This window comes from Candidatus Paracaedimonas acanthamoebae (genome assembly GCA_017307065.1).
GTDB classification, from domain to species: domain Bacteria; phylum Pseudomonadota; class Alphaproteobacteria; order Caedimonadales; family Caedimonadaceae; genus Paracaedimonas; species Paracaedimonas acanthamoebae_A.
Genome location: JAFKGL010000017.1, coordinates 19,294 through 32,911, shown reverse-complemented (window position 1 = coordinate 32,911; position 13,618 = coordinate 19,294). Strand labels below are relative to the sequence as shown.

13 protein-coding genes are annotated in these 13,618 nt (G+C 40.3%); 8 read left to right on the top strand and 5 right to left on the bottom strand.

Annotation, left to right across the window (positions count from 1 at the left end; all coding sequences use genetic code 11):
- The gene (locus tag J0H12_04375; protein MBN9413141.1) at window positions 1-2,841 is read right to left on the bottom strand and encodes a 2-oxoglutarate dehydrogenase E1 component; all 2,841 of its coding nucleotides are present in this window, start codon (window positions 2,839-2,841) and stop codon (window positions 1-3) included.
- An 875-nt stretch (window positions 2,842-3,716) separates the two neighbouring features.
- On the opposite strand from J0H12_04375, the gene J0H12_04370 reads away from it, so the two are divergent.
- Window positions 3,717-4,145 carry a hypothetical protein gene (locus tag J0H12_04370; protein MBN9413140.1) on the top strand — a complete coding sequence of 143 codons (429 nt, stop codon included), beginning with the start codon at window positions 3,717-3,719 and terminating at the stop codon, window positions 4,143-4,145.
- Window positions 4,146-4,273: 128 nt separating this feature from the next.
- Here the strand turns inward: J0H12_04370 and sucD are convergent, their stop codons facing one another.
- The 4 genes from sucD to J0H12_04350 are packed head-to-tail and all read right to left on the bottom strand — an operon-like array spanning window position 4,274 to window position 7,948.
- Window positions 4,274-5,140, bottom strand: a complete 867-nt coding sequence (sucD, locus tag J0H12_04365) for a succinate--CoA ligase subunit alpha (GenBank protein MBN9413139.1) — start codon at window positions 5,138-5,140, stop codon at window positions 4,274-4,276.
- Between the two features lies 1 nt (window position 5,141).
- Complete coding sequence (gene sucC / locus J0H12_04360) at window positions 5,142-6,311, bottom strand: ADP-forming succinate--CoA ligase subunit beta (protein MBN9413138.1); 1,170 nt, start codon at window positions 6,309-6,311, stop codon at window positions 5,142-5,144.
- Window positions 6,312-7,256, bottom strand: coding sequence for a malate dehydrogenase (gene mdh, locus J0H12_04355; protein MBN9413137.1), 945 nt, complete (start codon window positions 7,254-7,256; stop codon window positions 6,312-6,314).
- Between the two features lie 41 nt (window positions 7,257-7,297).
- Entirely contained in the window at window positions 7,298-7,948 is a 651-nt protein-coding gene (locus J0H12_04350; protein MBN9413136.1) for a dienelactone hydrolase family protein, read from the bottom strand.
- A 147-nt stretch (window positions 7,949-8,095) separates the two neighbouring features.
- On the opposite strand from J0H12_04350, the gene J0H12_04345 reads away from it, so the two are divergent.
- From J0H12_04345 to nuoF, 7 genes are all read left to right on the top strand, one after another.
- Window positions 8,096-8,962, top strand: a complete 867-nt coding sequence (locus J0H12_04345; protein ID MBN9413135.1) for a DMT family transporter — start codon at window positions 8,096-8,098, stop codon at window positions 8,960-8,962.
- 100 nt (window positions 8,963-9,062) lie between these two features.
- A complete protein-coding gene (locus J0H12_04340; protein MBN9413134.1) occupies window positions 9,063-9,428 on the top strand; it encodes an NADH-quinone oxidoreductase subunit A in 366 nt (121 codons plus the stop codon).
- Window positions 9,419-9,949, top strand: coding sequence for an NADH-quinone oxidoreductase subunit B (locus J0H12_04335; GenBank protein ID MBN9413133.1), 531 nt, complete (start codon window positions 9,419-9,421; stop codon window positions 9,947-9,949). Before J0H12_04340 ends, J0H12_04335 begins: the two co-directional genes overlap by 10 nt.
- Before the next feature lie 5 nt (window positions 9,950-9,954).
- Complete coding sequence (locus J0H12_04330) at window positions 9,955-10,566, top strand: NADH-quinone oxidoreductase subunit C (GenBank protein MBN9413132.1); 612 nt, start codon at window positions 9,955-9,957, stop codon at window positions 10,564-10,566.
- Between the two features lie 2 nt (window positions 10,567-10,568).
- Window positions 10,569-11,750: an NADH-quinone oxidoreductase subunit D gene (locus tag J0H12_04325; protein ID MBN9413131.1), complete on the top strand. Its 1,182-nt coding sequence runs from the start codon at window positions 10,569-10,571 to the stop codon at window positions 11,748-11,750.
- On the top strand, window positions 11,747-12,343 hold the full coding sequence (nuoE, locus tag J0H12_04320; protein MBN9413130.1) for an NADH-quinone oxidoreductase subunit NuoE: 597 nt from the start codon (window positions 11,747-11,749) through the stop codon (window positions 12,341-12,343). The genes J0H12_04325 and nuoE overlap by 4 nt, the downstream gene beginning before the upstream one ends.
- Window positions 12,343-13,617, top strand: coding sequence for an NADH-quinone oxidoreductase subunit NuoF (nuoF, locus tag J0H12_04315; protein MBN9413129.1), 1,275 nt, complete (start codon window positions 12,343-12,345; stop codon window positions 13,615-13,617). The genes nuoE and nuoF overlap by 1 nt, the downstream gene beginning before the upstream one ends.
- Window position 13,618: the final 1 nt, after the last annotated feature.

The window sequence follows — 13,618 nt, the reverse complement described above, 5'->3', positions numbered from 1 at the left end:
CTAGTTATTAATTGTTAAAGCTTGCTCAATAAATAAAGTTTGTTCATATTCATGTCGTTCATAAAAACCTGTTGCTGGCGAAGCACTTTCTGGACGACCAACATAATGAGGACGTAAATATGCTCCTTTTATTTCCCTTAATACTTTTTCGATACGCCGATCAATAAAGGTCCAAGCTCCCATATTTTCTGGCTCTTCTTGACACCAAATAATTTCAGCTTGAGAATATCTCTTCAGTTCTTGAACCAATTTTTCATGCGGGAACGGATATAACTGCTCAATCCGAATTAAAGCAATATCTTGTATATTTTTGGCCTGACGAGCCTGGTACAAATCATAGTAAATCTTTCCTGTGCATAGGATAACGCGCTTAATATTGAGATCATCAACAAGATCATCCGTTTCTGAATAAATCACATTAAAATAGGATTCTTGAGTGAATTCTTCTTGGGCAGAAATTGTTAACGAGTGCCTCAAGAGAGATTTAGGCGTCATGATAATAAGTGGTTTTCGAGTCTTCCACTTTAATTGGCGCCTTAAAATATGAAAATAATTAGCCGGTGTCGTACAATTCGCAACAATCATATTATCTTCAGCACATAATTGTAGGTAACGCTCAAGACGCGCTGACGAATGCTCAGGTCCTTGCCCTTCAAAACCATGAGGCAATAGCATCACAAGCCCCGAAAGTCGAAGCCATTTGGCCTCTCCTGATGAAATGAACTGATCGATGATCACTTGGGCTCCGTTTGCAAAATCTCCAAACTGGGCTTCCCACAAAACCAGCGTATAAGGATCTGCTAAACTATATCCGAGCTCAAACCCAAGAACTGAAGCTTCAGCTAAGGGGCTATCAACAATTTCTATTTCTTCTTGAACGACTCGAACATTATTTAAAGGGATATAAGGAACTCCGTTCTCTTGATCATAAAGGACTGCATGGCGTTGGGAAAATGTCCCTCGTCCACTGTCTTGACCACTTAAACGGACGGGCGTCCCTTCGCATAACAAGGAACCTAAAGCGAGCGCTTCAGCTGTTGCCCAGTCAAATCCTTGCCCTGTCTCAAACATCGCGCGTCTTGCTGAAAAGAAACGCTGTAAACGTGGATGGAGGGAGAAATTTTCTGGCATCCTCAATAGAGCCTTACCTATTTCCTCGATCACTTCTTGTGAAATTCCTGTTTTAGCAACTGCAAGATTATCTTGGGCATTGAAGCCGCTCCAAATCCCTTCTAACCACTCACCTTTCTCACCTTCAAAAGTTTGTGCTGCCAAAAACTCTTGCTGCCACTGAGCCTCAAGCTCTTGTAAAATAAGGCTCTTATAGTTTTCTTCTATAATTCCTTCAGTGATGAGTTTATCAGCATAAGACAGATGAACTGAAGGACGTTTAGCGATCGCTTTATACATAAGAGGTTGCGTAAAACTAGGTTCATCAATCTCATTATGCCCGTGACGACGATAGCAAAACATATCGATGACAACATCACGTTTAAATTTTTCGCGGTATTGAGCGGCAAGCGTGGCCACAAACATCACAGCATCAGGATCATCCCCATTGACGTGGAAAATAGGCGCTTGGATCATCTTTGCGACGTCTGAACAATAAGGAGAAGAACGTGAAAAAGCAGGTGAAGTTGTAAATCCTATTTGGTTGTTAATAATAACATGGATTGTTCCCCCCGTTCGATACCCTCTGAGATCTGATAGCATCAATGTTTCAGCAACCAGACCTTGTCCTGCAAAAGCAGCATCTCCATGGATAAGAACTCCTATAACGGCCGATTTTGCTGCATCTCCACGACGCTTTTGTTTAGCTCGCACCTTTCCGACAACAATTGGATTCACGGCCTCAAGGTGAGAAGGGTTTGCAGCAAGAGAAAGATGAAATATTTTTTCTTCAAAGGCTCGATCAGCTGAAGCTCCTAAGTGATATTTAACATCTCCTGAACCATGAGCGAGCTCTTGGGTTTTTCCTTGAAATTTACTAAAAATAGAGCGAGCAGCTTTTCCTAAAATATTAACTAAAATATTTAAACGCCCCCGATGAGCCACTCCTAAAACAACTTCGCGGCTTCCCAAATGGCCAGATTCTCCTAAAATGACTTCTAGCAATGGGATAAGACTCTCACTTCCCTCTAAACCAAATCGTTTCGCCCCTGGGTGCTTTGTTTGTAAAAATTTTTCAAAGGTTGCAGCAGCTGTCAAGGCGTGCAAACAACGCTTTCTGCGTTCTGTCGAAATGGCCCCTCTAAATTTTTCTATTTGTTCTTGAATCCACGCTTTTTCATCAGGAGCTTGAATATGCATAAATTCCACCCCGATAGGTCCACAATAAGTCCGGTGTAAAATTTTTATGATTTCTCGTAAGGTTGCTTTTTCTCGCCCTAAAACGCCATCTATAAAAATTTCTCGATCAAAATCACTTGAACTAAAACCGTAAGTTGATGGATCAAGCTCAGGATGAGTCTTAGGGCTCTCAAGTTCTAAAGGATCAAGTTTTGCAAATAAATGCCCACGCACCCTATAGGCTCTAATAAGCATCAAAACTCTAATTGAATCGATCGTCGTTTGAGGAATAACTCCGGAAGCTGAAGGAACTACCTGTTCTTGTTCCTCTTCAGACACCTTGAAAGAGCTATCTTCTTGAATATTTAGAGGTTTTTGAGACTCCGCTTTTGCCGCAGAAAAAGAGGAAGGATTGCGAGCAAATTCAGCAAAAACAGATTGCCAACTAACGTCAACAGAAGCAGGATCTTTAAGATAACGCTCAAAAAGCTCTTCGATAAAAATGGCGTTTGAGCCTGTTAGAAAAGTGGCTAGAGTTTGTGAAGGCTCCATTTGTATCTCTTTATCTTATTTCTTACTTTGTACCAATTAGATTTCCAATCATACAGTGAATGTATTGATGATCCGTAAAATTTTAAATAGTTTTGAGTCTAGCGCGTTTTTTTAATTTTACAATTCTTTTAAAGGATAAATAGCCAAGATGGCTCTTCAAAGATTTCATTCCAAAAAACTAGCTTTGCCTTAAAAGAAATTCTTAAAAAATGAAACAAGATTAGAAGATAAATTTAATCTTAATTTTGTACAAAACTTATATGAAAAGATTATAAAGATACTATCGATGAAAAATTAACGGGGGTTGATCCTTAGATCTTTAGCGCACCTTGTTCAATTAAAAGCTCTCCCCAAAACTTGACATGGAACTTTCGTGGCGATTTGGTAACCCCCGGTTACCGTTTCTGATTTTAGATTAACAAACCAAAAATAAATTTCAAGCAAAAAGTTATTGATTTTTAAATATTTTTTAAAATTATTGCGACAAAAAATTAATATCTCATTTTTTGATACTCTTAATATTTCTTTAATCAAATGTTAATGTTTTGTTAATATTATCGTAATTTTTTATTAACTTTTGTGTTTTGCCCTATGCCTTAATCACAAAAAAACCTCCTCTTCGCAAGTCCAATATTTCATAATTTTTCCCTTAAAATCTAAACCATAAAATTAAAGATAAATTTCCCATTTGTACATAAAATATATGCAAAAAAGATAAAATGATAAAAAAATTATTTAAAATTAAAACAAACAATTAACATCACTTCAAAAACATAAAAAGCGCCCATAAAAATAAAATATTTGACTAAAAGCTAAGATTAATTATAACTTTATGACAGTTGGGGGAAATTGATATAATAAGTGAAAGGCCCTCAATGAAAAAAAGTATCCTCCCCGCTCTCCTTTTAACATTCATGACAACTATTTATGGTGCTTATGGTTCATCAGTAAGTGAAAGTGAAGAGTTTCAAAATGAAAACTTTCCTTCGAAATTAAAGAGCAACTTTTTAGCTTCAATGAAATCAGATAGTGAAAATGCACAAGAATACCTTCAAGAAGGTAGACTTTTCTTGTCTTCAGGAAATATATCCTCTGCATACCAAAGCTTTTTAAATGCCATAGAATATGGGGCTGGCTCTCCGCTTGGCTATCTATACGCAGGTGCCTTAACTGGTCATGTTCCTACTTCTGAGAGATACCTTCGTATTGCTCAGTTAGCAGTACAACAGGGAGCTTTATCTGAGGAAACTTTTGATGAACATGTAAACTATCTTACACAAACAGGCTTCTTAATGGCATCTTAAAGAAAATTACCAAGGGTTATTAAATAACTAATAACTCTTGGTTTTTTGCCTAATGAAGTTACCCCTTTTGTGCCTAGCTACGTGTTTTATTAGGAAACATAAATAACCAGACTTTATACTGTATTACTTCAAAATTTTAAGAAGCATCTTCCCATCTCCGCAGGCGAATCTACGACCATCACGCCTGCTTGCCGTAGACGAGATTTTTTGCTTTCAGCTGTTTCATCTCCCCCTGATACAATAGCCCCAGCATGCCCCATCCGCTTACCTTCTGGGGCTGTTGCACCTGCGATGAAACCTATGATTGGCTTTTTGATCAAGGAGTTCTGGATATAACGCGCAGCTTCATCTTCAGCTGTGCCACCAATTTCACCAATCATAATGATACTCTCAGTTTGAGGATCTTGAAAAAACATCTCAAGACAATCCACAAATGAAAGACCATGAATAGGATCTCCGCCAATTCCCACACACGTTGATTGCCCGAGCCCAGCTTGAGTCACTTGCCAAACAGCTTCATAAGTTAATGTGCCTGAACGGGACACAATCCCAACTTTACCGGGTCGATGAATATGCCCAGGCATAATCCCAATTTTACAAGCTCCCGGGGTGATAATTCCAGGACAATTCGGGCCAATCAGACGTGTTTTAGATCCCACAAGCGCTCTCTTGACCTTCAGCATATCTAAGACGGGAATTCCTTCAGTAATACAAACAACAAGAGGCACTTGAGCCTCGATGGATTCAAAAATAGCATCAGCTGCATACGCGGGTGGCACATAAATCACACTTGCAGTCGCTCCCGTCTCTTTAACAGCTCTTTCAACCGTATTAAAGACAGGCAGATTAAGGTGCGTTGTATTCCCTTTTCCAGGGGTTACGCCGCCCACCATTTTTGTGCCATACGCTAACGCTTGTTCCGAGTGAAAAGTTCCCTGAGCCCCTGTAAATCCTTGACAGATAACACGCGTATTTGAATCAACGAGAATTGCCATCTTAAACAACTCCTCTAACCGCCGCGACGCTCTTCTGAGCCGCATCTGCTAAATCTTCTGCTGCAATGATAGAAAGACCCGACTGCGCTAAAATCACTTTACCTTTATCAACATTTGTTCCTTCCAAACGCACAACTAAGGGCACATGAATTTGCACATCTCGAGCTGCCGCCACAATTCCTTCTGCAATGATGTCACAGCGCATAATACCACCAAAAATATTGACTAAAATGGCCTTAACATTGGGATCCGACAGAATAAGTTTGAACGCTGTAATAACGCGTTCACGAGGCGCTCCGCCCCCCACATCTAAGAAATTAGCTGGCTCTCCGCCGTAAAGTTTAATCACATCCATCGTGGCCATGGCAAGCCCGGCCCCATTGACCATACACCCTATATTTCCTTCAAGTTTTATATAACTCAATCCATTTTTAGCAGCTTCCGTTTCAGTCGGTTCTTCTTCTGCAAGGTCTCTCAATTGCTCTATCTCTGGATGTCGGAACAAGCTATTATCGTCAAACATCATTTTGGCATCTAATGCTAAAGGTTCTCCATCAGTCGTAATAATGAGAGGATTAATTTCAATAAGCGTCGCATCCAAGGCAACGAATGCCTTGTAACAAGCTTCCATCATAGAAATGATCTTCGGAACTATTTTCCCTTCTATTCCTGCGGCAAACGCCAATTTTCTTCCATTAAACGCTTGGAAACCAACTAAAGGATCAATAATTTCAGTAAAAATTTTTGTAGGATCGTGAGCAGCGGCTTCTTCAATCGAAGTGCCTCCCGCTTCGGAAAATACCAACATAATCTTTGAAGATGCTCTGTCTAACAAGATGCTAAAATAAAATTCTTTCGCGATAGGCGTGCCCTGCTCAACATAGATACGTCTTATCAGTTGCCCCGCGGGGCCCGTCTGAGGCGTTACCAAACAGGAACCTAAAAGAGTTTGAGCATACTCTTTTACTTGGTCCTTTGTCTTGGCAAGCTTAACGCCACCCGCCTTTCCTCGCCCGCCTGCATGAATTTGCGCTTTAACTGCCCATAGTTGACCACCTAATTGATCAGCCGCTATTTCTGCTTCTTCAGCTGTACAAGCCACTCGCCCTTGCGGGATTAATACGCCGAAACGACTCAATAATTCTTTTGCCTGATATTCATGAATTTTCATCTACAAACTCAATTGCTTAATAAGAGCTTGAACTGATTCAATAGAATGATCAAACATTCCTCTTTCTTCAGAAGACAACTCAAGCTCAATAATCCGTTCAACTCCACCAGCCCCAATAATTGCTGGCACACCAACATATAATCCCTTTACGCCATATTGACCTTCAAGCCAAGCTGCACAAGGGACAATTCGTTTCTGATCTTTTAAATAAGCCTCCGCCATGAGAATTGCAGAAGCAGCAGGCGCATAAAAAGCAGAGCCAGCCTTTAACAAATTAACTATTTCTGCCCCCCCATTTCTTGTTCGATCAACGATTTTGTCAATATCTGACTGGGTTGCCCATCCCATTTTGATAAGTTCTGGCAAAGGGATACCTGCCACCGATGAAAAACGCACTAAAGGAACCATCGTGTCACCATGGCCGCCCATGACTAATGCTGAAATATCTTTTACGGAAACACCAAATTGTTGACTTAGAAAATAACGAAAACGAGCTGCATCCAATTCCCCGGCCATTCCTACAATTTTATGCGGAGGAAGTTGGCTTTCATGCTGCATGACCCAAACCATTGCATCAAGAGGATTTGTAATAACAATGACAAAGGCTTCTGGGCAATAGAGTCGAATATTACGCGCCACCTCACGAATAACACCCGCATTTATCTCAAGTAAATCATCTCGACTCATGCCAGGCTTACGAGGAACACCCGCCGTTACGATCACAACATCAGAATCTTTAAGCTCAGAGTAATCGTTTCCCCCTTTAATGGTCGCATCGAATCCCATAATTGGTGACATTTCTGCAAGGTCCAAAGCTTTTCCTTCAGGAATACCTTCAACAACATCAAATAAGAAGATATCTCCTAGCTCTTTTAACCCGCTTAAAAGCGCTAAAGTTCCACCTATATTACCTGAACCAACTAAGGATATTTTTTTACGTGCCATTGTCTTTACTATATGCCTCTCTTAAAATTTATCTTCTTGTTTTAAAGACGCTCTTTTAAAAAGAGCCCTCCCACTTCAATACCTTTTTGACTGATGCCGTGCCCAAAAGCAGGGCATGTATAAGTTCGCACAGGAACTTTCATCGAAGTTAAACGTTCTTGAGCTTCCTTCATGGCTTCATAGGGAACAACTTCATCAGCCTCACCATGAACCAAAAAGACAGAAGGTTGTCTTTCTTGTCCTGTAGGTTCTCCATACACTAAAGCCCCTGAATACCCTATAACACCAGCACATGTTGAAGGACGCGTCAGAGCTGTATAAAGTGCCATCATGGCTCCTTGAGAAAAACCAACGATCATTAAATCTTCATCTGTAAGGCCGCGCTTTTCAAGGTTTTCATCGATAAACTTATTCAACCTAGGAACAGCTATCTGTATTTGCTCTAAAAGAAATTGAGGGTGCCAATTTTCAAGACTAAACCATTGATATCCGAATGCAGTCATTTCACAAGAGAATGGCGCATGAGGCGCCAAAAATTCAGCATCAGGTAGAGATGAGGACCAACAATCACCCAACTCTATAAGGTCATCGCCATTAGCCCCATACCCATGCAACAGAATGATCAACTTTTTTGCCCGACCATTCTGGGGCGCCAAAGAAGGCCCACTCAACATCATCGTCCCACTTACCATTAAAGCTTCCTATAAAATTATTAAGAATGAGTTTAATCTAGAATCATTCTAACGTCCAGTAACCGCAATTGACCTCTTATCATTTTTCTTAAATTTAAGATTGAAGCATGAAATGGTTCGGTTATGGTAGGGAGAAGGAGTTCAAACATGTCAGAAAATTTACCTTCCCATCACAATCGCCAAGGTATCTTATATATGCTATCGGCTGTGTTCATTTTTTGCTTAGTGAATGCTATTGCAAAAGATACAATTGCCCAATATCCTCCTGTAGAAGTTTTATTTTTTCGCTTCCTTGGCGCTCTCCTTCCTTCTTGGTTTCTTTTATCTCGTGAAGGAGGCTTTCGTAATTTCACTCATCATCCCTACGGAACAAGTCTCATTGCCGCGATGATCTTAGTCCTAGACCTATTTTGTCTTTTTATGTCTTTCAAATTTTTACCTCTAGCTGATGCAACAACTCTCTCATTTTCTTCTATTTTTTTTGTAACCATCCTCGCTGCCATTTTTCTAAAAGAACACCTTTCTCTTACAAGAATAAGCGTAATTATATGTGGATTTATTGGCGTTATTATTATCGCAAAGCCGAGTGGAAACGTCTCTATTTTAGGCGCTATATTTTCTCTCATCTATGCTTTAACAGATGCTATTGTTTTACTTTTTATCCGCATTATGACACGCACACATAAAAGTAGCATTCTCGTTTTCTCCTTCACTTTCTTTGCAACTTTAATAACAGCCGTCTTCCTTCCTTTTGTATGGAAGACACCTACCATGATTGATTTAAGCAAATTTATGTTACTAGGAATTGGCGGAGGATTAGGACAATTTTTTATCACTCAGGCTTACCGATATGCCCCTGTAACAATTGTTGCCCCTATGGCTTATTCTGCGATTTTATGGAGCACATTCTTAGGGTTTCTCTTTTGGGCGGAGGTTCCCAATGTGCAATTTTGGATCGGAGGCACTCTTGTGATCCTATCTGGACTTTATATTATATGGCATGAACGTAGATAACCTTGTTTTTCAAGCTTTCTCCTAAAGTAAAAATATCGTACTATCTCTTTGCATTAGAAAATATAAGATCGTAGAATCGACTAAAATAAAGGGAGACCTAATGCCTAGCTTATTAAATAATTATCTACCCATTTTTGTTTTTATTGGGGTAGCTCTTGCGTTTTCGCTTGTTATTGTGGGGTTGACTTTCCTCAGAGCCCCTTATCAACCTACAGCAGCGAAACAATCTCCCTATGAGTGCGGCTTTGAACCTTTTTCTTCTTCTCGCATACGTTTTGATGTCCGTTTTTATCTTGTCGCCATCTTATTTATTATTTTTGACCTTGAAGTTGTTTTTCTTTTTCCTTGGGCGATTAGCCTCGGTGAAATTGGTTTATTGGGCTTTTGGTCAATGATGTTTTTCTTGAGTATCCTGACAATTGGTTTTATTTATGAGTGGAAAAAAGGAGCGTTAGAATGGGAGTAATCTCTCCTTCTGGAGAACAACATGCCAGCGAACTTCTGACCACGATTCATAATGAGGTTCAAGATCGAGGTTTTGTATTAACTTCTCTCGATGAATTGGTTGCATGGGCGCGATCAAGCTCACTCTGGCCTGTCACTTTTGGACTTGCTTGCTGTGCAGTTGAAATGATGCAAACGGCTTCAAGTCGTTACGATCTTGACCGCTTCGGGCTCTTTTTTCGACCCAGCCCCCGTCAATCCGATATCATGATTGTTGCCGGCACCCTTACAAATAAGATGGCTCCTGTCCTCCGTAAAGTCTATGATCAAATGCCAGATCCCAAATGGGTTATATCTATGGGTTCCTGTGCAAATGGGGGCGGGTATTATCATTATTCATATTCAGTTGTAAGAGGATGTGATCGCATTATCCCTGTGGATATTTATGTCCCAGGATGCCCCCCCACAGCTGAAGCCCTATTATATGGAATTCTACAACTTCGGAATAAAATCCGCGGTCATAAAACAATTATGAGAGCTTAGTATAGATGGATGATAAATTAGCTCATCTCAGCGAGAAAATAAAAAAGGCGTTAAAAGAAGACTTACTCTCTTTTACCATTAACAAAGGTGAACTCACACTCCAAGTTAAGCGCCACGCTATAGTGAAAATCCTCATCTATCTTCGTGATCATAAAGACTTCTTATTTAAACAATTAATTGATCTTTGTGGTGTTGATTACCCTGATCATCCAGAACGTTTTGAAGTCGTTTATCACTTGTTGAGCCTCAAACATAATTCTCGACTACGACTAAAACTTACAACAGATGAAACAACTGCTATTCCTTCTATCACAAGTGTTTATAGCGCTGCAAATTGGTTTGAACGTGAAGCTTGGGATATGTATGGAATTAAATTTGAAAATCATCCAGACTTAAGAAGACTTTTAACAGATTATAATTTCGAAGGTCATCCTCTTCGCAAAGACTTTCCTTTAACTGGATTCGTGGAAGTCAGATATGATGATGATCAAGAAAGAGTTGTGTATGAATCGCTTGATCTTCCTCAAGCCTATCGCCAATTTGATTTCTTAAGCCCTTGGGAAGGAAACCCTTCACTTCTTCCCGGAGATGAAAAAGCGCTGACAAAGAAAATATGACCATGACAAATCCTCATAATTCCCAAACTTATACCCTAAATTTCGGACCTCAGCATCCTGCAGCTCATGGTGTTTTACGTCTAATTCTTGAATTGGATGGCGAAATTGTTGAGCGCGCAGATCCACACATTGGTTTTCTGCATCGTGGAACTGAAAAACTTATTGAACATAAGACTTATCTTCAAGCCCTTCCCTATTTTGATCGTCTTGATTACGTAGCCCCTCTTAATCAGGAACATGCTTTTGCTCTTTCTATAGAAGCGCTTTTAGATATTGATGTTCCCTTACGTGGACAATACATCCGTGTCCTATTTTGTGAACTAGGACGTCTTTTGAACCATCTCCTTAACATTACAACTTTTGCGATGGATGTAGGAGCCGTAACTCCCTTCTTAATTGGTTTTGAGGAACGTGAAAAATTAATGGAATTTTATGAGCGCGCGAGTGGGGCTCGTTTACATGCGAATTATTTTCGTCCAGGCGGCGTTCATCAAGATCTTCCTGAGGGGCTTCTAGAAGATATCTTTCTCTTTATAGAAAATTTTCCAAAAGTTATGGATAATATGGAAGGCTTATTGACAGAGAATCGCATTTTTAAGCAACGAACTGTTGATATTGGCATCGTTTCAGCCGACCAAGCTCTTGATTGGGGATTTACAGGTCCAATGTTGCGCGCTTCAAATGTTGCTTGGGATCTGAGACGAGCACAGCCTTATGATGTTTATGATCGAATGGACTTTCATATTCCCGTCGGGAAACATGGTGATTGTTATGATCGCTATTTAGTCCGCATGTATGAAATGCGCGAAAGTTTAAAAATTATCGCCCAATGTTTGGAACAAATGCCGGAAGGCCCTGTCATGACAAGCGATCGGAAAGTTGCTCCTCCCTCACGTGCTGAGATGAAAACTTCTATGGAAGCAATGATTCATCATTTCAAATTGTATACTGAAGGATATCACGTTCCCAAAGGAGAAATTTATAAAGCGGTTGAAGCACCTAAAGGAGAATTCGGCGTCTATTTAGTCGCAGATGGAACCAATAAACCTTATCGTTGTAAAATTAGGCCCCCAAGTTATCTTTTCTTACAAGGCACTGATTTCATGACGCGTGGCCATATGATTGCCGATGTTGCCGCCATTGTGGGCTCTATGGATATTGTTTTTGGAGAAATCGACCGGTGAAACGTACTTTAACGCCTCAAGGTAAACCTTTTATTTTTTCCTCCAAAAATCAAAAGAAAGTTGTTGAAATTATTTCACAATATCCTGTGACACGACAAGCAAGTGCCATTCTTCCCCTTCTAGATTTAGCTCAGCGCCAAGCTGAAGGATGGCTTCCACAAGAAGCCATTGAACATGTGGCTGAGCTTTTAAAAATATCGTCTATTCGCGCTTATGAGATTGCAACTTTTTATACGATGTTTAATTTGTCTCCTCGAGGTAAATATCTTCTCCAAGTTTGTACAACCACACCTTGTCAGCTTGTTGGAAGCGATGAAATTTTGAAAGTGTGTAATAAGATCGCCGACGTTAAACAAGGGGAAATTTCCCAAGATAATCTGTTTACAGTTGTTGAAGTTGAGTGCTTAGGCGCTTGCGTGAATGCTCCTGTTGTGCAAATTAATGATGATTATTTTGAAGATCTAAATGCTGAACGCATGCTTAATATTTTAAATGAGTTAAAGCTTGGAAATAAAGTTGCATCAGGGTCCACAATAGGTCGCCACGGTTCGGCGCCTTATGAAGATTCTCCTCAAGAAAAAGAAGGCGCGTAATGCTATCGACGAAAGATCGTATTTTCCAAAATCTTTATGGCCAAAAAGAATGGCATCTTGAACCTGCGCGCGTGCGAGGAGACTGGCAACAAACCCGTGAATTTATAGAAAAAGGACCAGAATGGATTATTTCTGAAATAACTCTTTCAGGATTAAGAGGACGAGGAGGAGCAGGCTTCCCCACAGGCCAAAAATGGTCTTTTATGCCCAAAGTAGATAAACTTCCCCATTATCTCGTTATCAATGCCGATGAAAGTGAACCCGGAACCTGTAAAGATCGAGACATTATAAGAAATGAACCTCACAAACTTATTGAGGGGGCCTTACTCGCTGGTTTTGCCATCCAAGCTCACACCGCCTATATCTATATACGTGGTGAATTTTATCGCGAAGCGGAACGACTTCAAATAGCCATTGATGAGGCCTATAAAGCAGGCCTTTTAGGGAAAAATGCCGCTAATTCAGGATGGGATTTCGACCTCTATCTTCATCGCGGCGCGGGAGCTTACATTTGTGGCGAAGAAACAGCTCTGCTTGAAAGTTTAGAAGGCCGAAAAGGAATGCCGCGACTAAAGCCGCCCTTTCCCGCTTTAATGGGTCTTTATGGCTGTCCAACTATTATTAATAATGTTGAAACAATTGCTGTTGTTCCTGAGATTTTACGACGAGGTGGTCAATGGTTTGCCTCTCTTGGGAAACCAGGAAATACAGGCACAAAAATTTTCTGTATCTCAGGCCATGTTAATAAAGCTTGCAACGTTGAAGAAGCCTTAGGCATTCCTCTAAAAACCCTCATTGAAACGTATGCTGGAGGGGTACGAGGAGGATGGGACAATCTTCTTGCAATTATTCCTGGTGGCTCTTCTGTACCTTTACTCCCTAAACAAATCTGTGATGAAATAACCATGGATTATGATGCTTTGAAAGAAGTAAAAAGCGGCCTAGGGACAGCTGGAATTATTGTCATGGACAAATCAACTGACATTGTTGTTGCAATTGCAAGACTTGCAAAGTTTTATATGCATGAGAGCTGTGGACAATGTACCCCTTGCCGAGAAGGGACAGGATGGATGTGGCGTATTCTCACAAAATTAGCCCGTGGTGAAGGAACAATAAGAGATATTGATCTCTTAGAAGAAGTCACTTACCAAATTGAAGGAAAAACAATTTGTGCTCTTGGAGATGCTGCCGCTTGGCCAGTCCAAGGATTAATCCGCCATTTCCGCCCTGAATTAGAGCGTCGTGTAAATAAAATGATTTCTACAGACGTTTAGA

Coding starts and splice junctions, on each gene's coding strand:
- J0H12_04375 (MBN9413141.1), bottom strand. CDS start 2,841: ATGGAGCCTTCACAAACTCTAGCCACTTTTCTAACAGGCTCAAACGCC.
- J0H12_04370 (MBN9413140.1), top strand. CDS start 3,717: ATGAAAAAAAGTATCCTCCCCGCTCTCCTTTTAACATTCATGACAACT.
- sucD (MBN9413139.1), bottom strand. CDS start 5,140: ATGGCAATTCTCGTTGATTCAAATACGCGTGTTATCTGTCAAGGATTT.
- sucC (MBN9413138.1), bottom strand. CDS start 6,311: ATGAAAATTCATGAATATCAGGCAAAAGAATTATTGAGTCGTTTCGGC.
- mdh (MBN9413137.1), bottom strand. CDS start 7,256: ATGGCACGTAAAAAAATATCCTTAGTTGGTTCAGGTAATATAGGTGGA.
- J0H12_04350 (MBN9413136.1), bottom strand. CDS start 7,948: ATGGTAAGTGGGACGATGATGTTGAGTGGGCCTTCTTTGGCGCCCCAG.
- J0H12_04345 (MBN9413135.1), top strand. CDS start 8,096: ATGTCAGAAAATTTACCTTCCCATCACAATCGCCAAGGTATCTTATAT.
- J0H12_04340 (MBN9413134.1), top strand. CDS start 9,063: ATGCCTAGCTTATTAAATAATTATCTACCCATTTTTGTTTTTATTGGG.
- J0H12_04335 (MBN9413133.1), top strand. CDS start 9,419: ATGGGAGTAATCTCTCCTTCTGGAGAACAACATGCCAGCGAACTTCTG.
- J0H12_04330 (MBN9413132.1), top strand. CDS start 9,955: ATGGATGATAAATTAGCTCATCTCAGCGAGAAAATAAAAAAGGCGTTA.
- J0H12_04325 (MBN9413131.1), top strand. CDS start 10,569: ATGACAAATCCTCATAATTCCCAAACTTATACCCTAAATTTCGGACCT.
- nuoF (MBN9413129.1), top strand. CDS start 12,343: ATGCTATCGACGAAAGATCGTATTTTCCAAAATCTTTATGGCCAAAAA.